The sequence below is a fragment of the Enterobacter sp. C6 genome, from assembly GCF_008122455.1.
GTDB lineage: Bacteria > Pseudomonadota > Gammaproteobacteria > Enterobacterales > Enterobacteriaceae > Enterobacter > Enterobacter pseudoroggenkampii.
Map to the genome: position 1 here is coordinate 1 of NZ_QPFW01000205.1, position 17755 is coordinate 17755.

21 protein-coding genes and 1 tRNA gene are annotated in these 17755 nt (G+C 54.8%); 9 read left to right on the forward strand and 13 right to left on the reverse strand.

From position 1 onward, the window contains the following. Window positions 1-303: 303 nt before the first annotated feature. The 6 genes from DOU50_RS09430 to aspA all read right to left on the reverse strand — a co-directional run bounded on the left by DOU50_RS09430 (window position 304) and on the right by aspA (window position 6095). Window positions 304-379: transfer RNA gene (locus DOU50_RS09430), tRNA-Phe, on the reverse strand. A 127-nt stretch (window positions 380-506) separates the two neighbouring features. Further along, window positions 507-1082 carry a transcriptional regulator gene (locus tag DOU50_RS09435; protein ID WP_032651314.1) on the reverse strand — a complete coding sequence of 192 codons (576 nt, stop codon included), beginning with the start codon at window positions 1080-1082 and terminating at the stop codon, window positions 507-509. A 49-nt stretch (window positions 1083-1131) separates the two neighbouring features. Then, entirely contained in the window at window positions 1132-2829 is a 1698-nt protein-coding gene (locus DOU50_RS09440; protein ID WP_148769256.1) for a protein-disulfide reductase DsbD, read from the reverse strand. Further along, window positions 2805-3128, reverse strand: coding sequence for a divalent cation tolerance protein CutA (gene cutA / locus DOU50_RS09445; RefSeq protein WP_014168278.1), 324 nt, complete (start codon window positions 3126-3128; stop codon window positions 2805-2807). The genes DOU50_RS09440 and cutA overlap by 25 nt, the downstream gene beginning before the upstream one ends. A gap of 113 nt (window positions 3129-3241) precedes the next feature. Further along, on the reverse strand, window positions 3242-4543 hold the full coding sequence (locus DOU50_RS09450; RefSeq protein WP_024907357.1) for an anaerobic C4-dicarboxylate transporter: 1302 nt from the start codon (window positions 4541-4543) through the stop codon (window positions 3242-3244). Between the two features lie 115 nt (window positions 4544-4658). Then, complete coding sequence (gene aspA, locus DOU50_RS09455; protein WP_003855923.1) at window positions 4659-6095, reverse strand: aspartate ammonia-lyase; 1437 nt, start codon at window positions 6093-6095, stop codon at window positions 4659-4661. Window positions 6096-6430: 335 nt separating this feature from the next. Here aspA and DOU50_RS09460 point away from each other — a divergent pair, with 335 nt between their 5' ends. Next, window positions 6431-6895 carry an FxsA family protein gene (locus DOU50_RS09460; RefSeq protein WP_024907356.1) on the forward strand — a complete coding sequence of 155 codons (465 nt, stop codon included), beginning with the start codon at window positions 6431-6433 and terminating at the stop codon, window positions 6893-6895. A gap of 34 nt (window positions 6896-6929) precedes the next feature. Here the strand turns inward: DOU50_RS09460 and yjeH are convergent, their stop codons facing one another. Continuing rightward, on the reverse strand, window positions 6930-8171 hold the full coding sequence (yjeH, locus tag DOU50_RS09465) for an L-methionine/branched-chain amino acid transporter (protein ID WP_024907355.1): 1242 nt from the start codon (window positions 8169-8171) through the stop codon (window positions 6930-6932). 179 nt (window positions 8172-8350) lie between these two features. Between yjeH and DOU50_RS09470 the strand changes: the two genes are divergently transcribed. The 3 genes from DOU50_RS09470 (at window position 8351) to DOU50_RS09480 (ending at window position 10807) form a co-directional block, all read left to right on the forward strand. Beyond that, window positions 8351-8644: a co-chaperone GroES gene (locus tag DOU50_RS09470; protein ID WP_003855929.1), complete on the forward strand. Its 294-nt coding sequence runs from the start codon at window positions 8351-8353 to the stop codon at window positions 8642-8644. Between the two features lie 31 nt (window positions 8645-8675). Next, window positions 8676-10319 (forward strand): chaperonin GroEL, encoded by a 1644-nt coding sequence (gene groL, locus DOU50_RS09475; RefSeq protein WP_023310114.1) that lies wholly within the window; start codon window positions 8676-8678, stop codon window positions 10317-10319. Between the two features lie 134 nt (window positions 10320-10453). Beyond that, window positions 10454-10807 (forward strand): DUF4156 domain-containing protein, encoded by a 354-nt coding sequence (locus tag DOU50_RS09480; protein WP_024907354.1) that lies wholly within the window; start codon window positions 10454-10456, stop codon window positions 10805-10807. Window positions 10808-10854: 47 nt separating this feature from the next. Here the strand turns inward: DOU50_RS09480 and epmB are convergent, their stop codons facing one another. Next, window positions 10855-11883: an EF-P beta-lysylation protein EpmB gene (gene epmB / locus DOU50_RS09485; protein WP_049123429.1), complete on the reverse strand. Its 1029-nt coding sequence runs from the start codon at window positions 11881-11883 to the stop codon at window positions 10855-10857. Between the two features lie 40 nt (window positions 11884-11923). Between epmB and efp the strand changes: the two genes are divergently transcribed. From efp to ecnB, 3 genes are all read left to right on the forward strand, one after another. Next, window positions 11924-12490, forward strand: coding sequence for an elongation factor P (gene efp / locus DOU50_RS09490; RefSeq protein WP_010427766.1), 567 nt, complete (start codon window positions 11924-11926; stop codon window positions 12488-12490). A 57-nt stretch (window positions 12491-12547) separates the two neighbouring features. Beyond that, window positions 12548-12679 (forward strand): entericidin A/B family lipoprotein, encoded by a 132-nt coding sequence (locus tag DOU50_RS09495; RefSeq protein WP_048990206.1) that lies wholly within the window; start codon window positions 12548-12550, stop codon window positions 12677-12679. Window positions 12680-12787: 108 nt separating this feature from the next. Continuing rightward, window positions 12788-12934, forward strand: a complete 147-nt coding sequence (gene ecnB, locus DOU50_RS09500; protein ID WP_003025482.1) for a lipoprotein toxin entericidin B — start codon at window positions 12788-12790, stop codon at window positions 12932-12934. A gap of 37 nt (window positions 12935-12971) precedes the next feature. On the opposite strand, the gene DOU50_RS09505 is transcribed toward ecnB, so the two are convergent. Beyond that, entirely contained in the window at window positions 12972-13571 is a 600-nt protein-coding gene (locus DOU50_RS09505; RefSeq protein WP_024907351.1) for a helix-turn-helix transcriptional regulator, read from the reverse strand. 261 nt (window positions 13572-13832) lie between these two features. On the opposite strand from DOU50_RS09505, the gene sugE reads away from it, so the two are divergent. After that, window positions 13833-14150 carry a quaternary ammonium compound efflux SMR transporter SugE gene (gene sugE / locus DOU50_RS09510; protein ID WP_008502938.1) on the forward strand — a complete coding sequence of 106 codons (318 nt, stop codon included), beginning with the start codon at window positions 13833-13835 and terminating at the stop codon, window positions 14148-14150. On the opposite strand, the gene DOU50_RS09515 is transcribed toward sugE, so the two are convergent. Then, window positions 14147-14677 (reverse strand): lipocalin family protein, encoded by a 531-nt coding sequence (locus tag DOU50_RS09515; protein WP_148769257.1) that lies wholly within the window; start codon window positions 14675-14677, stop codon window positions 14147-14149. The genes sugE and DOU50_RS09515 overlap by 4 nt on opposite strands. Before the next feature lie 121 nt (window positions 14678-14798). Next, the gene (blaACT, locus tag DOU50_RS09520) at window positions 14799-15944 is read right to left on the reverse strand and encodes an ACT family cephalosporin-hydrolyzing class C beta-lactamase (RefSeq protein WP_148769258.1); all 1146 of its coding nucleotides are present in this window, start codon (window positions 15942-15944) and stop codon (window positions 14799-14801) included. Between the two features lie 132 nt (window positions 15945-16076). On the opposite strand from blaACT, the gene ampR reads away from it, so the two are divergent. Next, window positions 16077-16952 (forward strand): LysR family transcriptional regulator AmpR, encoded by an 876-nt coding sequence (ampR, locus tag DOU50_RS09525; RefSeq protein WP_024907348.1) that lies wholly within the window; start codon window positions 16077-16079, stop codon window positions 16950-16952. Window positions 16953-16981: 29 nt separating this feature from the next. On the opposite strand, the gene frdD is transcribed toward ampR, so the two are convergent. Together frdD and frdC are read right to left on the reverse strand one after the other, a co-directional pair. Further along, complete coding sequence (gene frdD / locus DOU50_RS09530; RefSeq protein WP_013095272.1) at window positions 16982-17341, reverse strand: fumarate reductase subunit FrdD; 360 nt, start codon at window positions 17339-17341, stop codon at window positions 16982-16984. A 10-nt stretch (window positions 17342-17351) separates the two neighbouring features. Beyond that, a complete protein-coding gene (gene frdC / locus DOU50_RS09535; protein WP_090419405.1) occupies window positions 17352-17747 on the reverse strand; it encodes a fumarate reductase subunit FrdC in 396 nt (131 codons plus the stop codon). Window positions 17748-17755: the final 8 nt, after the last annotated feature.

Below are 17755 nucleotides of genomic sequence, written 5' to 3' on the forward strand. Positions count from 1 at the left end.
CGCCGTAGCGCCGATGGTAGTGTGGGGTCTCCCCATGTGAGAGTAGGGAACTGCCAGGCATCAATTAGAAGAACCCCGTACCGGAAGGTGCGGGGTTTTTTGCTTTGTGCGTCAGAAATCATGGCGGATGGCGGCTTCGCCTTATCCTGCCTGCAAAATCCGTAGGCCCGGTAAGCGCAGCGCCACCGGGCAGACCAGACCGCACGATCTTACTGGAAAGAGATACAGGAATATAAAAACAGGGAAGGTTTTGATAAACGCAGAAAAGCAAAAACCCAGCCATAGGCTGGGTTCTTTAAATAGTGGTGCCCGGACTCGGAATCGAACCAAGGACACGGGGATTTTCAATCCCCTGCTCTACCGACTGAGCTATCCGGGCAACGGAGCGCATTAAACCGCAATCACGCTCTAGCGTCAACATTATTTCGGGAAAAACTGTTCAACTGCTTAAGTTTGCGGCAATCTGGCGGTTTACGCGCCGAATACGTCGAATTTAACAGGTTCGCTTACGTCAATGCCCCGCCCATACGGCACTGAGCAAAGCGCAGAATATCTTCCGCCAGCCGGTGCGCCGTATCCACGTCGGCCTGGCTACGGTTCACCAGCATGCGGCTCAGGCAGCCCTCCAGCACCAGCTCCATCTGTTTCGCCACCATTGCCGGGTCATCCACTTCCAGCGTGGTCAGCAGCTCGTGGGTGAAGTCATGTGCCGCCCGTTTTTGCTGATCCGCCAGCTGATGGACAGGATGGCCTGGGTCGGGAAAATAAGTGCAGGCGGCGATGAACAGACAACCTGGGTATCGGTTGTTGCTGACACATTCCGTCAGGGCGGTATAGCGCGCCAGCAGCTTTTGTTCCGCAGTCAGTTCTTCATTCAGCATCAGCTGCCTGCGCCAGACATCAACCTGCTGGCTGAGATAGCGCAGGGCATCATAAACAAGCGCCTCTTTATCCGGCCAGAAGCGCTTAAGATCATCCAAGGGGTAATCGATACGGTCGGCTACCATCTCAAGCGTGGTGCTGGCGATCCCTTGAATCTCAAGTAATTGCAGGGCTTGTCCCAGTACGTCTTCACGTTGCACGGTTATCTCCTCCGCTATTCCCAACGGTTTGTCCCGTTTAAAGTGTTGTTTACGGTTGGCGATTGCGCAAATGCGCGTTAAATGCCGCTGCATCCATAAACCCGGTTACACGCTGTTCTGGCTGCTCCTGGCCCTGCTGATTGAAGAACAGAATGGTTGGCAGCCCGAGCACGTTAAGCTGCTTCAGCAGAGCCTTATCCTGCGCATTATTGGCGGTCACGTTCGCCTGAAGCAAAACGGTCTCTTTCAGGGCGCTTTGCACCTGCGGATCGCTAAAGGTATATTTCTCAAACTCTTTGCAGGCAACGCACCAGTCGGCATAGAGATCGAGCATCACCGGTTTGCCTTTTGCCTGTGCGAGCGCACTGTTGAGCTCATCAACGTTCTTAATCTGGATGAAGTTCAGATGCGCCTGCGTCTGGCCTACCGGCGAGCCGAACGCCCAGTCCTGAAGAGGACGCACGCTCACCAGCGCGGCGGCGAGCAGGAGGATTTGCACCAGGCGCATCCACGCTTTTTTCGCCCCCAGACTGACGATAAACGCCCAGGAGAAGAATGCTACGCCGAGCATCGCCCACAGACGCAAACCCCAGACGTCGCCGATAATACGCTCGAGGAGGAACACCGGCAGCGCCAGAATCACAAAGCCAAACGCGGTTTTCACCGTCTCCATCCACGGGCCGCTCTTCGGCAGAAGTCGATTGCCGAAAACCGTGACCAGAATCAGCGGCAGGCCCATGCCCAGCGCGTAAAGGTACAGCGTACCGCCGCCAAGCCACAGATTGCCGCTCTGGGCAATATAGAGCAGGATGGCGCTCAGCGGTGCGGTGGTGCAAGGGGAACAAATTAAACCAGCGATGGCTCCCATCGCGAATACCCCACCCGCCGAGCCACCCTGCTGGCGATTACTCATTAGCGTTAAGCGAGTTTGCAGAGACGACGGTAACTGCAGGGTAAACAGGCCGAACATCGACAGAGCCAGCAGGATAAACACCACCGACAAGCCAATAAGGACGTAAGGATGCTGCAGTGCGGCCTGGAACTGTAACCCGGCAGCGGCAACCACAAGGCCAAGGGCTGTGTAGGTCAACGCCATGCCCTGGACATAAATAAAGGCCAACAGCAGGGCGCGGGCGGTGGAAAGCCGTTGCTTACCGCCCAGCACGATGCCAGAGATGAGCGGATACATCGGCAGCACGCACGGCGTAAAGGCAATGCCGATACCGATCAGCAAGGCCCACAGCGCGGAGAACGGAAGGTCTGACGCGGCTTCACTTTTACCGCTCTCCCCAGAGGGGAGAGGGGAGAAAGCGGCGGCAGCCTTAACTTCGCTGAGCGGAACGACCTTCGTTTCAGGCGGATAGCAGAATCCCGCGTCCGCGCACCCCTGATAGGTCACCGTCAGGGTCGCACCTTTATCCGCCTGATTCACCGTAACAGGCACGCTCAGGCGCTGGCGGTAGATTTCACTCTTGCCGTAGAACTCGTCCTCATGCCACTCGCCAGAGGGCATCTGTAAAGCGCCCACGCTGGCCTGAGCAGGCGTAATGCTTACCTGCTTGCGATAGAGGTAATAACCCTCTTTCACCTGCCAGTTGAGCGTAAGGTCATGCTGGTTTTGCTGAAAATCGAAAACGAAAGCCTGGTCGGCAGGGATGAAGTTCGAACGGCCGGGCGCGTCAAACAACCCGGCAAAAGCTGACGTGCTGCACAGCAGCAGGATCAGCGTAAGGAAGCGTTGAGCCATGAGAGATAGTCGTTATCGCCATGAACTACTGGCAGGACCAGCAGCTCCGGGGTTTGGTAAGGATGATGAGATTTGAGGCAGTCCAGGAGAGCCTGCTGATTCGCCAGATTAGTTTTGAGCAACATCTGAACTTCGTACTCTTGCTCCAGCTTGCCTTCCCAGTAATAAAGGGAGGTGGCACCAGGGAGGAGCGTCACGCAGGCAGCCAGCTTTTCGGCCAGCACTTTGGCGGCGAGATCCTGGGCAGAGGCTTCATCAGGGGCGGTACACAGTACGACAACAGCATCAGGCGTGTTCACAAGTCGACCTCCTCATCACGAAAGTCTTCACTATATCACGCAAGGCGATTGGTCATTAATGAAACGGGCCGCAGAGCGGCCCGATTTTAACTATTTTTACAACCACTCACCGTTTACAGCACCACGCCGCCAATGATAAAGCCGAGGATCACGCAAAGTGAAATGGCGACCACTCCCGGGATCAGGAACGCGTGGTTAAACACATACTTACCGATACGGGTTGAGCCGGTGTCGTCCATCTCCACCGCAGCCAGCAGGGTTGGGTAGGTTGGCAGAACGAACAGGGCAGAAACCGCCGCGAAAGAGGCAATCGCCGTCAGCGGGGTAACGCCCAGCATCAGTGCCGCAGGCATCAGCGCTTTGGTAGTCGCCGCCTGGGAGTAAAGCAGGGTAGCGGCAAAGAACAGCACTACCGCCAGCAGCCACGGATAGTTGTGCAGCAGGTCGCCTGCTACGGTCTGAATGTCGCTGATGTGCGCTTTCACGAAGGTATCACCGAGCCACGCCACACCCAGCACGCACACGCAGGCGCTCATACCGGATTTGAAGGTGCTGGCGTTCAGCACTTCGCTGGTGTCGATTTTACAGGTGATGCTAATCAGCGTCGCGATGGTCAGCATAAACACCACAATCGCTTCGTTACGCGGCAGGACCGGGTTCTGGATCAGGCCCACGGTATCGCTGATGGCGGTCGCATAGAACATGACGGCGACAATCCCAATCAGGAACAGCAGCACGGAGCGCTTCGCATGTGGCTTCAGCTCGAAGACCTGGCTGCCGCGCAGGCTCACTTCACCTTTTGCCAGACGCTCCTGATAAACCGGATCGTCTTTCAGTTCAGCGCCGAGGAAGTTACACAGCACGGCAGTAATCATCACTGCAATCAGCGTCACCGGGATACAGATCGCCAGCAGCGTCAGGTAGCTCACGCCCATCGGTTCAAGGATACCGGCGAAGAAGACCACCGCAGCGGAAATCGGCGAGGCGGTAATCGCAATCTGGGACGCGACGACGGCAATAGAGAGCGGACGAGACGGACGGATACCCTGCTCTTTCGCCACTTCGGTAATCACCGGCAGCGTGGAGAAGGCGGTGTGGCCCGTACCGGCGAGAATGGTCATAAACCAGGTCACCAGCGGGGCAAGGAAGGTAATGTATTTTGGATGGCGGCGCAGCATACGCTCCGCCAGGCTCACCAGGTAGTCCATACCGCCTGCCACCTGCATGGCGGCGATAGCGGCAATAACGGCCATGATGATTTCGATAACGTCAAACGGGATTGCGCCGGGTTTAATCTGAAAGATAAGGGTAAGAACGAGCACCCCGAGACCACCAGCAAAACCGATGCCGATACCCCCGAGTCTTGCTCCCAAATAAATCGCCAACAAGACGATGACGAGTTCTGCTCCAAACATAAGGACCTTCCTTGCTTATTAACAAGTTGATATTGAATTGTTGTATTTCGGTAACGCCTAAAAAGAAAAAAGGCACGTCACAAGTGACGTGCCTTAAGAAGCCTAGCCTGAACGGTTACTGTTCGCTTTCATCGGTATATCGTTTTGCTTTATATGCCGGGTGCATCAGGTTCTGGGCCGAGAAGATATCGTCCAGCTCCGCTTCGGTCAACAGCCCGCGCTCCAGCACCACTTCACGTACGCTCTTACCGGTTTCGGCACAAATCTTACCGACGATGTCACCGTTGTGGTGACCGATGAACGGGTTGAGGTAGGTGACGATCCCGATGGAGTTATAGACATAACCCTCACAGACTTCTTTATTCGCTGTGATGCCGTTAATGCATTTTTCCAGCAGGTTGTAGCAGGCGTTGGTCAGGATGTGGATAGATTCAAACATCGCCTGGCCAATCACTGGCTCCATCACGTTCAGCTGCAGCTGACCCGCTTCAGAGGCCATGGTCACGGTTGTATCGTTACCGATGACTTTGAAGCAAACCTGATTCACCACTTCTGGCACAACCGGGTTCACCTTGGCCGGCATGATGGACGAACCCGCCTGCAGCTCTGGCAGGTTGATTTCGTTCAGGCCAGCGCGCGGACCGGAGGAAAGCAGGCGCAGGTCGTTACAGATTTTGGACAGTTTCACTGCCAGACGTTTCAGGGCGCTGTGTACCATGACGTAGGCGCCGCAGTCGGAGGTCGCTTCAATCAGGTCTTCTGCAGGCACAACCGGCAGGTTAGAGACTTCAGCCAGCTTCTGTACCGCCAGCTGCTGATAGCCATCCGGGGTGTTCAGACGTGTACCGATGGCGGTTGCGCCCAGGTTCACTTCCAGCAGCAGCTCGGAGGTGCGCAGCAGGTTTTTGGTCTCTTCGTTAAGCAGCACGTTAAACGCGTGGAATTCCTGGCCGAGGGTCATCGGCACCGCGTCCTGCAGCTGGGTACGACCCATTTTCAGGATGTCCTGGAACTCAACCGCTTTACGCTGGAAGCCATCACCCAGTTGGTTGATCGCATCCACCAGTTTCACTACAGAGGCATACACCGCGATACGGAAGCCGGTAGGGTAAGCGTCGTTGGTGGACTGGCATTTGTTAACGTGGTCGTTCGGGTTAAGGTACTGGTATTCACCTTTCTGGTGACCCATCAGCTCCAGGCCAATGTTTGCCAGTACTTCGTTGGTATTCATGTTGACGGAGGTGCCCGCGCCGCCCTGATAGACGTCAACCGGGAACTGGTCCATGCATTTGCCGTTGTTCAGCACTTCATCGCAGGCTGCGATAATCGCATTTGCCGCGCTTTTAGGAATGGTTTGCAGCTCTTTGTTGGCCAGGGCTGCGGCTTTCTTCACCATCACCATGCCACGGACAAACTCAGGGATGTCGCTGATTTTGCTGTTGCTGATGTAGAAGTTTTCAATCGCTCTCAGAGTGTGAACACCGTAGTAGGCATCCGCTGGAACTTCCCTGGTACCCAACAAGTCTTCTTCGATACGAATGTTGTTTAACATGTGAACCTTCTTTTCAAGCTGCCGATGGATTGTACTAAACACACAGTATTTATGTGGTTTTGAATATTTTCTGGCCGACGATTATTCCCTCAATCAGCCAGATGTTCGAGATCATATGCTGATGATAGCGAATTGCCGTAAGCTGGATCACTTATTATCGAGCCGATTCCATGATAATTATTAATCTGTGAAATGGGTCACCGCTTTAATATTTCCAAAAAAAATATCCGTGCAAACTGATTGAATTTTCGCTAACCGTCACCATCTCATACAAACGCGCGTCGCGAACACATTCAGACAGGGGCCCGCCGGCCCTTGCCACACAGGAGATGCCAGTGCGCTGGATACCGTTTATTGCTTTCTTTCTCTATGTTTACATTGAGATTTCCATTTTCATCCAGGTTGCCCATGTGCTGGGCGTCCTGCTGACGCTGATTCTGGTGATTTTCACCTCCGTCATCGGCATGTCGCTGGTGCGTAATCAGGGTTTCAAAAATTTCCTGTTAATGCAGGAGAAGATGGCCGCAGGCGAAAGCCCGGCAGCGGAGATGATCAAAAGCGTATCGCTGATTATTGCGGGGCTGCTGCTGATCCTGCCGGGGTTCTTCACCGACTTCCTCGGCCTTCTGTTGCTTCTGCCGCCGGTGCAAAAGCACCTGACCATGAAGCTGCTGCCGCATCTGCGCTTTAACCGTATGCCTGGCGGTGGGTTCAGCACCGGGCCAGGCGATACCTTTGAAGGGGAATATCAGCGTAAAGATGAACAGCACGACCGTTTAGACCATAAAGACGATCGGTGATAGATTTGCCCGGTGGCGCTTCGCTTACCGGGCGCTACTGGTGCGCATCGCGCTTCGGTAAAAACAGCCACAGTCCTGCCAGCATGACAATCGCGTACAGACTCTTCCATCCCACCATCGCCAGCAACAGCAGGCAAAGCCCACCCCCGATGACCGCCAGTGTTTTATAGCGACCTTGCAGCAAACGACATCCCGCCAGCATGCACAGCAGGTAGATCATAATGAAAATGCCGTTGGCGTAGACGATCAGCGCGTCCAGATTGATCTTCAGTGCGTAAATACACAGCGTGCTCAACACGCAGCAGCCCAGCACGGCATTCAGGGCATTCAGCGGAAGCTGGCGTTTAGACAGGCGCGCGAGGCGATTCTCAGGTTTGTCGAGCGCCTGCGACCACACCAGCCGGGCAAAGCTCTGGATATAAATGTTGAGGCTGGCAAAACAGGCCAGATAGCCGATGACGCAGGCGATCCACAGCGCCTTCACACCAAACAGATTAACCACGATACCCGGCAGCGATGCCGCGGCGGCGAGATCCGCGCCGAACGCGTGGAAGTGCAACACCAGCACGGTACACGCCCAGTAGACCGTGCCTGCCAGCAGCAGGCCTATCATCAGCGCCCGGGGGAAATCGCGCTCAGGCTGCTTAAATTCAGAGGCAAGATGGGCAAAGGCTTCCAGACCCACAAAACACCAGAACATGACGGAGAGCGCGGCGAAAAGCTGTGAATGATCGACGTCTGTCACCGCCGGGAAGGGAATTTCCTTGATTGTGATATCGCCCGCCCACCAGATAGCGGCAACGAGCGCGACAATCAGCACCGCAACCAGCGTCTGCAGGTTGGCGCTGGAGCGGGCCCCGCGAGAGCCTACCCACCAGACGATAGCCAGCGTGCCCAACTCGGCCAGCAATAACTGCTCGTTATGCCAGCCAAACAGCGCCTGACCAAAGCCGGTCGCAATATGCAATGCCGCAGGAAGGCCAACCGGAATGACGGAGAGAAACAGCCAGCCGGTGACACGCTGCAGCCGCGGCCCAAAGGCCAGACCGACAAAGTGCGCCACGCCGCCCGCGCTGGGGAAATGCCTCCCCAGGATGGCAAACACAATGGCTATCGGGAAAACCAGTACAATCAGCGCTGGCCACGCCCACAGGCTATTATTTCCCGCGACCAGCGCCGCCAGTGCCGGTACGGCAAACACGCCCGTACCTAACAAGGAGGTTGAGAGCAGGCCAACGCCCTGCGCCAGCCCTAACTCCTGCTTGAGTCCACTCATTGACATCGCCCTGCCAGTACCAAAAGAGAGGCGATGGTAACACTTTCGCAAATTTTTTTTTCAACTCCCCCTTGAAGGGGTAAAAAGCTATCCCCATCTCTCAGGGCACTAGTCGGAAAACCGCTTGCGGGCCGGCGTCATCCATAACTGATAATGACTTTCTCAAAGGAGAGCTATCAATGAGTATTCGTCCGTTACATGATCGTGTGATCGTCAAACGTAAAGAAGTTGAAACCAAGTCTGCTGGCGGCATCGTTCTGACCGGTTCTGCAGCAGCCAAATCAACGCGTGGCGAAATCATCGCTGTCGGTAAGGGCCGCATCCTGGAAAACGGAACTGTGCAGCCGCTGGACGTTAAAGTTGGTGACATCGTAATTTTCAACGATGGCTACGGCGTGAAATCCGAGAAGATCGACAATGAAGAAGTGTTGATCATGTCCGAGAGCGACATTCTGGCAATTGTTGAAGCGTAATTTACGCACGAGAATTTGAGGAAATAAGAACATGGCAGCTAAAGACGTAAAATTCGGTAACGACGCTCGTGTAAAAATGCTCCGCGGCGTAAACGTACTGGCAGATGCAGTTAAAGTGACCCTGGGCCCGAAAGGCCGTAACGTAGTGCTGGATAAATCCTTCGGCGCGCCAACCATCACCAAAGATGGTGTTTCTGTAGCACGTGAAATCGAGCTGGAAGACAAGTTCGAAAACATGGGCGCGCAGATGGTGAAAGAAGTTGCCTCTAAAGCGAACGACGCTGCAGGCGACGGTACCACCACCGCGACCGTTCTGGCGCAGGCTATCATCACTGAAGGTCTGAAAGCCGTTGCTGCGGGCATGAACCCAATGGATCTGAAACGTGGTATCGACAAAGCTGTCGCCTCCGCTGTTGAAGAACTGAAAGCGCTGTCCGTACCGTGCTCTGACTCTAAAGCCATTGCTCAAGTTGGTACCATCTCCGCTAACTCCGACGAAACCGTAGGTAAACTGATCGCAGAAGCGATGGATAAAGTCGGTAAAGAAGGCGTGATCACCGTTGAAGACGGTACCGGTCTGGAAGACGAACTGGACGTGGTTGAAGGTATGCAGTTCGACCGCGGTTACCTGTCCCCATACTTCATCAACAAGCCAGAGACTGGCGCTGTTGAGCTGGAAAGCCCGTTCATCCTGCTGGCTGACAAGAAAATCTCCAACATCCGCGAAATGCTGCCAGTGCTGGAAGCCGTTGCTAAAGCAGGCAAACCGCTGGTTATCATCGCTGAAGACGTTGAAGGCGAAGCGCTGGCAACTCTGGTGGTTAACACCATGCGCGGCATCGTGAAAGTGGCTGCTGTTAAAGCACCTGGCTTCGGCGATCGCCGTAAAGCGATGCTGCAGGATATCGCTACTCTGACCGGCGGTACCGTGATCTCTGAAGAGATCGGTATGGAGCTGGAAAAAGCGACCCTGGAAGACCTGGGCCAGGCGAAACGCGTTGTGATCAACAAAGACACCACCACCATCATCGATGGCGTGGGTGAAGAAGCCGCTATTCAGGGCCGCGTGGGTCAGATCCGTAAGCAGATCGAAGAAGCGACTTCCGATTACGACCGTGAAAAACTGCAGGAGCGCGTAGCGAAACTGGCTGGCGGCGTTGCGGTAATTAAAGTCGGTGCGGCGACCGAAGTTGAAATGAAAGAGAAAAAAGCACGCGTTGACGATGCCCTGCACGCGACCCGTGCTGCGGTAGAAGAAGGCGTGGTTGCGGGTGGTGGCGTTGCGCTGGTGCGCGTGGCCGCTAAACTGGCTGGCCTGACCGCTCAGAACGAAGATCAGAACGTGGGTATCAAAGTTGCGCTGCGCGCAATGGAAGCGCCTCTGCGTCAGATCGTGTCCAACGCCGGTGAAGAGCCATCTGTTGTGGCGAACAACGTTAAAGCGGGCGAAGGTAACTACGGTTACAACGCTGCAACCGAAGAATACGGCAACATGATCGACTTCGGTATCCTGGACCCAACTAAAGTAACCCGTTCTGCTCTGCAGTATGCGGCCTCTGTTGCTGGTCTGATGATCACCACCGAGTGCATGGTGACCGACCTGCCAAAAGGCGATGCACCTGACTTAGGTGCTGCTGGTATGGGCGGCATGGGCGGAATGGGCGGCATGATGTAATCGTGCGCTCTACGTCGTAGAATGTGAAAAACCCCCGGGCAGAAATGCTCGGGGGTTTTTCTTTTGGTCATCTTTTAGGTATAAGATTTACACACGGACAACTACTGTCCAGCTTATTGAAAACGAGGAATAACATGCGCGTAAAAGTCTGTGCAGGGATTGTAGGGGCAGCATTGCTGCTGGCGGGTTGTAGCTCCAGCAATGAGCTGTCGGCAGCGGGCCAGGGCGTTCGCTTTGTGGAAGATAAGCCTGGCAGTGAATGCCAGCTGTTAGGTACGGCAACCGGTGAGCAAAGCAACTGGATGTCTGGTCAGCATGGCGAAGAAGGTGGCTCTATGCGCGGTGCGGCGAATGCCCTGCGTAACCAGGCTGCGGCAATGGGTGGCAACGTGATTTACGGCGTGAGCAGCCCAACGCAGAGTATGCTGTCCAGCTTCGTGCCGACCGCCAGCCAGATGAGCGGCCAGGTCTACAAGTGCCCGAACTGATTGCCTTTTTCCCTCTCCCTGTGGGAGAGGGTTAGGGTGAGGGGAAACTAGTGCTGCCGCAGCTGCAAATCCAGCGGCGTCTTGCTCGGCTCTCCGCCAATCTCGCGTGCCAGCTTCGGCACCATATAGCCTGAAACCAGCGTTAACAGTTCGCGCATAATCTGCCGGGCTTCTTCGTCCGTCACCATGAAATGGGCCGCGCCCTGAACGCGATCCAGCACGTGCAGGTAATAGGGCATCACGCCCGCATCAAACAGGGCATTGCTCAGATCGGCCAGCACGCGGGCGCTGTCATTGACGCCGCGCAGCAGCACGCTCTGGTTCAGCAGCGTCACGCCCGCTTTACGCAGTCGCGCCATCGCCGCGCGAAACGCATCGTCAATTTCGTTCGCGTGGTTAATATGGTTCACCAGCAGCACCTGCAATCGGGACTGCTCCAGGCGTGACACCAGGCCGTCCGTGATACGTGCCGGAATAACAATCGGTAAACGGCTGTGAATGCGCAGGCGCTTAATGTGCGGGATGGCTTCAAGCTGAGTCAGCAGCCAGTCCAGCTCATGATCTTTTGCCATCAGCGGGTCGCCGCCGGAAAAAATAATCTCATCCAGCTCCGGATGGGCGGCGATATAGTCCAGCGCGACCTGCCAGTTGCGTTTATTGCCCTGGTTTTCGGCATAAGGGAAGTGCCGACGGAAGCAATAACGACAATTTACCGCACAGCCGCCTTTTACCAGCAGCAGGGCGCGGTTGAGATATTTGTGCAGTAAACCGGGCACCACGCTGTTCTGCTCTTCCAGCGGATCGGTGCTATAACCCGGCGCGGTGACAAACTCATCCTGCGAAGTAAGCGTTTGTTTTAATAGCGGATCGTCGGGATTGCCTTTCTCCATCCGCGCCACAAACGCGCGGGGAACGCGCAGGGCGAATAGGCGCTTTGCCTCGCGGCCTGCAAGCAACTCTGGGTGCTGATCGAGGTCTAAAAGACGCAGCAATTCATCAGGACTGGTGATTACATCGGCAAGTTGCGATAACCAATCTTCTCTGGACGGGGTGTTTAGGGTTACAATATGCGCCATTTTGTGGCTTAGCTACCAGTTAACAAATTTAGAGGGCCTTATGGCAACGTACTATAGCAACGATTTTCGTGCTGGTCTTAAAATCATGATGGACGGCGAACCGTACGCGGTTGAAGCCAGCGAATTCGTTAAACCAGGTAAAGGCCAGGCATTCGCACGCGTTAAGCTGCGCCGTCTGCTGACCGGTACCCGTGTTGAGAAAACCTTCAAGTCTACTGACTCCGCTGAAGGCGCTGATGTTGTTGATATGAACCTGACCTATCTGTACAACGACGGTGAGTTCTATCATTTCATGAACAACTCCACTTTCGAACAGCTGTCTGCTGATGAGAAAGCGGTAGGTGACAGCGCTAAATGGCTGCTGGATCAGGCTGAGTGCATCGTGACCCTGTGGAACGGCCAGCCTATCGCTGTGACCCCACCAAACTTCGTAGAACTGGAAATCGTTGAAACCGATCCAGGTCTGAAAGGTGATACCGCAGGTACCGGCGGTAAACCAGCCAAACTGTCTACCGGCGCCGTGGTTAAAGTGCCACTGTTCGTACAGACTGGCGAAGTGATCAAAGTGGATACCCGCTCCGGCGAATACGTGTCCCGCGTGAAGTAATTTACGTATGATTGAAGGCGCAGCGCCCGCTGCGCCTGATTCTTGCAGGCAGGGATGATGAAACGTACCGTTAAAATTCTGCTTCTGTTAGCGCTTTCCTGCGCATTGCTTTCCGGCTGTAACACCACGCGTGGAATGGGACAAGACATCCAGGATCTCGGTCATATCATTTCTCACGCCGCCAGCTAAGTTCGTCTAATTTTCCTAAAAATGCGTCCTTTTCCGTCAACCGGCGGGATCTTGTCTATTCTTAAGTTGCTATACACAAAACAACTTTGGCTATAAAAGGAAGATATTATGGTTAAGAAGACAATTGCAGCGATCTTTTCAGTCCTGGTACTTTCTTCAGTGTTAACGGCCTGTAATACCACGCGTGGCGTCGGTCAGGATATTTCTGAAGGTGGTAGCGCAATCTCTGGTGCAGCAACAAAAGCTCAGCAGTAATGAATAAACGGTACGGGACCAGCCGGGTTTCGTACCGTCAGCTTTCCGATTCCTGCAGGGATAAAAACGGAGAAAAACGCGTATCCATATGCAATTTCATGCGGATATTGCGTTTATAGGTATAGACCGTTTTTCCGTTGATACTCAGGTGAGCGGCAATTTTTTGATTGCTCGCGCCGTCCATCCACAATGTCAGCACCTTCTCTTCCTGCCGGGTCAGCAAGGGGGCGGCGGCCGCTGGCCTTTCTGCGCATGAGCGCGAGATCAATGCGTCGTTGATAACCGTTGCCACTTCTTCGAGACTGGCGTTTTTCAACAACGACGACCACACCGGGAACTGTCCGAGCCAGTCTGTCATGCCGCTGTCCTCTCCCGATTGCAGCAAAATAAACGGTAAGCGTTCACTGGCGTTAAGCAGAGAAGAAAGCTGCTGAAAATGGTGAATGTCCTGCCTGAAGCCGTACAGGTCAGCAATAACCAGCGTAGGTTTCCATTGCAGAATGTGTTCTCTGGCAAGAAACAGATTATTCAGCCCGGTCACAACGTAGTGTCCCGGGAACAAACCGGAATGATTGAGCCATGCTTCAAATCCCGTGCGGGTGAAGTGACAACGGTCAATCAAAAGAATTTTGAACATATTTTATTCGCAGTCGGCTAGTGGTTTGGCTTCCTGCCATCAGAAAGCACATCATCATAGAGAAGTCGGATGAGTGCTAAAAGCCGGAACTCCGCGCCATACTGCGGCTATTTCTTGCCTTAACGTGTTCAGCAAAAAATGATTGAAAAAAAATAGCACGCTAACCACAATAGGTGGCGTAATCTCTGCCTTACGGGACGACCCGTAAGCGTTTCTTTCACCGGGGACGGCCCCAACTTGTATTAAGTTAAGGAGCCTGACATGTCCTGGATCATTCTTTTTATTGCTGGCCTGCTCGAAGTGGTATGGGCGATTGGTCTCAAGTACACCCACGGATTTACCCGCCTGACGCCCAGCGTCATTACCGTTACCGCCATGATAGTCAGTATCGTTCTGTTATCCTGGGCGATGCGCTCTCTGCCTGTGGGAACGGCTTATGCCGTCTGGACGGGTATTGGCGCGGTGGGTGCCGCTATCACCGGCATTTTGCTGCTGGGAGAGTCAGCGAGTCTGGCGCGTATCGCCAGCCTCGCCTTGATTGTGGCCGGGATCGTTGGGCTGAAGCTCAGCACCCATTAATGGGGTTGTTTCACCCAGATAAGTTTTGACACATCAAACCCTTGCCGGGTCGCGACGTCCAGCATCTGCTGTTTCATATCTGAAGAAATAGTTGGCGTGCGGGAGAGTATCCACAGATAGTCGCGATCCGGCCCGCAGACCAGCGCGTGACGGTACTCTCTGTCGAGCGCGATCACGTTATAGCCGCCATAAAACGGGCCAAAGAACGAGACTTTAAGCGCGGCCCGCCGCGGGTCGCCCGTGAAGTACGCTTTCCCAATCGACTGTTGCCACATCTCCCGGTCGGGGTTATAGCCCCGGTTGATCACCTGAATACCGCCATCGTCCATCGGGCTGTAATTCGCAGTGACCTTCTCTAAGCCCTGCTCAAACCGGTGGTCGAGGCGCGCGATTTCATACCATGTTCCAAGGAAGCGTTGTGCATCAAAAGGCGTGACGACGGTAACGCCAGGCGGTGGGGTAGGGGAACTGCAGGCAACCATTAAAAACGCGGCTGTCACCGCGGCGATAACAGGCAAAATGCGCATAGGAGTTTCCTTACTGTTTTTTGTTAAGTGTAGATGACGGCAAGGAAAATGTGGTTTTTGTACGGCGTCACACCGTGGATTTTGTAGGCCGGGTAAGGCGAAGCCGCCACCCGGCAATGTTTTACTGCAGCGCGTCGAGGATGCGGTATGCCGCATCAACGCGTGCAGGGTTCGGATAGCTTTTATTTGCCAGCATCACAATGCCGAGCTGCTTTTCAGGTATAAAGGCCACGTAGCTGCCAAATCCGCCGGTAGAGCCTGTTTTATGGACCCAGGAGGCCTTAACCGGCGGTGCCGGAGGATTTACTTCTCTCGCAGGCAGCGGTGCCAGCGCCACCTTATTGTCGCTACCTTCAACTACGGTTTTGGCATCGACCGGCCAGTTAAGCATTTCCCAGCCTAACCCCTGATACATGGCCCCCACGCGCCAGTAGCGAGACTGCGCCAGGGCAATGCCTTGCCTGAGTGAAGTATCCTGAAGGGAGTCAGGCTTCATGTTCACCATCACCCAGCTCGCCATATCCTTCACGTTAGTTTTTACGCCATAGGCTTCCGCGTCGAGCATGCCTGGCGAAACGTGGACCGCTTTACCGTCACGGTATCCCCAGGCGTAATGCGCCTCTTCCGCTTTCGGAACGTTAATCCACGTATGGTTCAGCTTGAGCGGCTTAAAGACCCGCGCCGTTATGGCCTGCTCATAGCTCATGCCGGAAGGTTTGACCGCCAGCGCGCCAAAAAGACCAATGCTGGTATTAGCATAAAGACGCGTGGCGCCCGGCTTCCACTGCGGCTGCCAGTTTTGATAAAAGCGCAGCAGAGAGGCGTTATCCGTGACCTCATCCGGTACCTGTAACGGCAGACCGCCTGCGGTATAGGTTGCCAGATCCAGCATGCGAATCCCCTGCCACTGCTTGCCCGTCAGCTCAGGCCAGTACTTTGTCACCGGATCACCGAGCGATATTTCACCGCGAGCAATGGCATCGCCACCCAGTACGCCGGTGAAGGTTTTACTTATAGAGCCCAGTTCGAACAAGGTTTGTGGGGTGACAGGTTTGTTTGCCGCAACATCGGCTTTACCGAAGGTAAAGTAGTGCGGCTGACCCTGATAAATCACCGCCACCGCCATACCCGGGATGGCCTGCGCTTTCATCAACGGCGTAACGGTACGTTCCACCACCTCAGCCAGCTGTTTTTCTGACATCGGTGCAGCCAATACTGAGAAGGAGGCGCTGAGCAGCAGGGCACAGCTTAGGGATTTTTTCATCATCAGTTATCTTCCGTAATAGCGGTTCAAGGGAGTGTCCGGGCCCGTCAGACCGCTGTAGTCTGTTGGATTTGACTATGGCTGACAAACGGTTAAATTTAGCATTAGCTGTTAATTTTTCTAACGGACGAGACTATGACGCGCAGCTATCTTCCTCTTAATTCCCTGCGGGCGTTTGAAGCTGCTGCCAGGCACCTTAGTTTTACGCATGCCGCTATCGAGCTGAACGTCACCCATTCCGCGATTAGCCAGCACGTAAAGGCGCTGGAGCAGCACCTTAATTGCCAGCTGTTTGTCCGCGTTTCGCGCGGGCTGATGTTGACCACCGAAGGCGAGAATTTGCTGCCGGTGCTGAATGACTCGTTCGATCGTATCGCCGGAATGTTGGATCGCTTTGCCAGCCAGCGCGCTCAGGAGAAGCTCAAAATAGGTGTGGTAGGGACCTTTGCCACGGGTGTTTTATTCTCAGAGCTCGCGGACTTTCGCCGCTGCTATCCGCATATTGATCTTCAGCTTTCCACCCATAACAATCGCGTCGATCCGGCGGCTGAAGGACTTGATTACACCATTCGCTACGGTGGCGGTGCGTGGCATGGAACCGATGCTGAATTTCTTTGCGCCGCGCCGCTGTCTGCGCTCTGTACACCCGATATTGCCTCTTGCCTGAAAAGCCCGGCAGATATCCTGAAGTTTACCCTGCTGCGCTCCTACCGACGCGACGAGTGGGCTGCGTGGATGCAGGCAGCGGGTGAACATCCTCCCTCGCCGACGCACCGGGTGATGGTGTTTGACTCGTCCGTGACCATGCTGGAAGCGGCCCAGGCAGGCGTCGGGATTGCCATTGCGCCTGTCGACATGTTTACCCATTTACTCAGCAGCGAGCGCATCGTGCAGCCGTTTGCAACGCAGATTGACCTCGGCAGCTACTGGCTGACAAGACTACAGTCACGGACAGAAACGCCCGCAATGCGCGAGTTTGCCCAGTGGCTGGTGGGGAAGATGCAGAAATAAAAGGCCCGCCGGATGGCGGGCCTGAAGCGTCAGATGGTGACCACGGCAATCAGCGTCACCACGGTCAGGATGGTCGCCAGACCGTAGAACACCCATTTACCGCTCGGGACATGGATTTTCAGGTCATGCATCGCATGGTGAATACGGTGCAGACCACACCACAGTGGCAGGACGATCATCAGAAAAATGAACACGCGGCCGATAAAGCTGCCCGCGAATGCCAGTACGCGCTCGTAGCTCAGCGCATCGCCCGGGAACAGCCCCAGCGGCAGCATAATGCCGACCAGCAGGATAATGACGGGGGCGATGATGGCACTCCACATGCCGCCTGCGCCAAACAGGCCCCAGAAGACCGGCTCGTCAGAACGTTTTGGATTTGGATTGATCACAGGTGTCTCCTTACCAGAACAGTGCGACAAACAGAATGACCACAGTGACCAGAATTGTCACCGCCCAGAGCCCTTTAATCACCGGCTCTGGCCCCATTTTTTCGTCTTTAACGATGATGTTCGCCGCTTTTGGCGCCAGTTCAAACCACGTTTTGGTATGAAGCAGCGCGGCCGCGAGCACGATCAGGTTCAGCACAACGATGATCGGGTTTTGCAGGAAACCGACGAAGCTGGCCCAGGTTTCCGGACCGTGCTTGAGGGCAAAAACGCCGTACATCAGCTCTAGGCTGAACCAGACCGCCGGTACCGCCGTGCCTTCACGCAGCATATAGAAGCGATAAAACGGCAGGTTTTTCCACCAGGTGGACGGCATTGGCCGCACGTAGGCTTTGCGTTTAGTCGTCATCATGCACT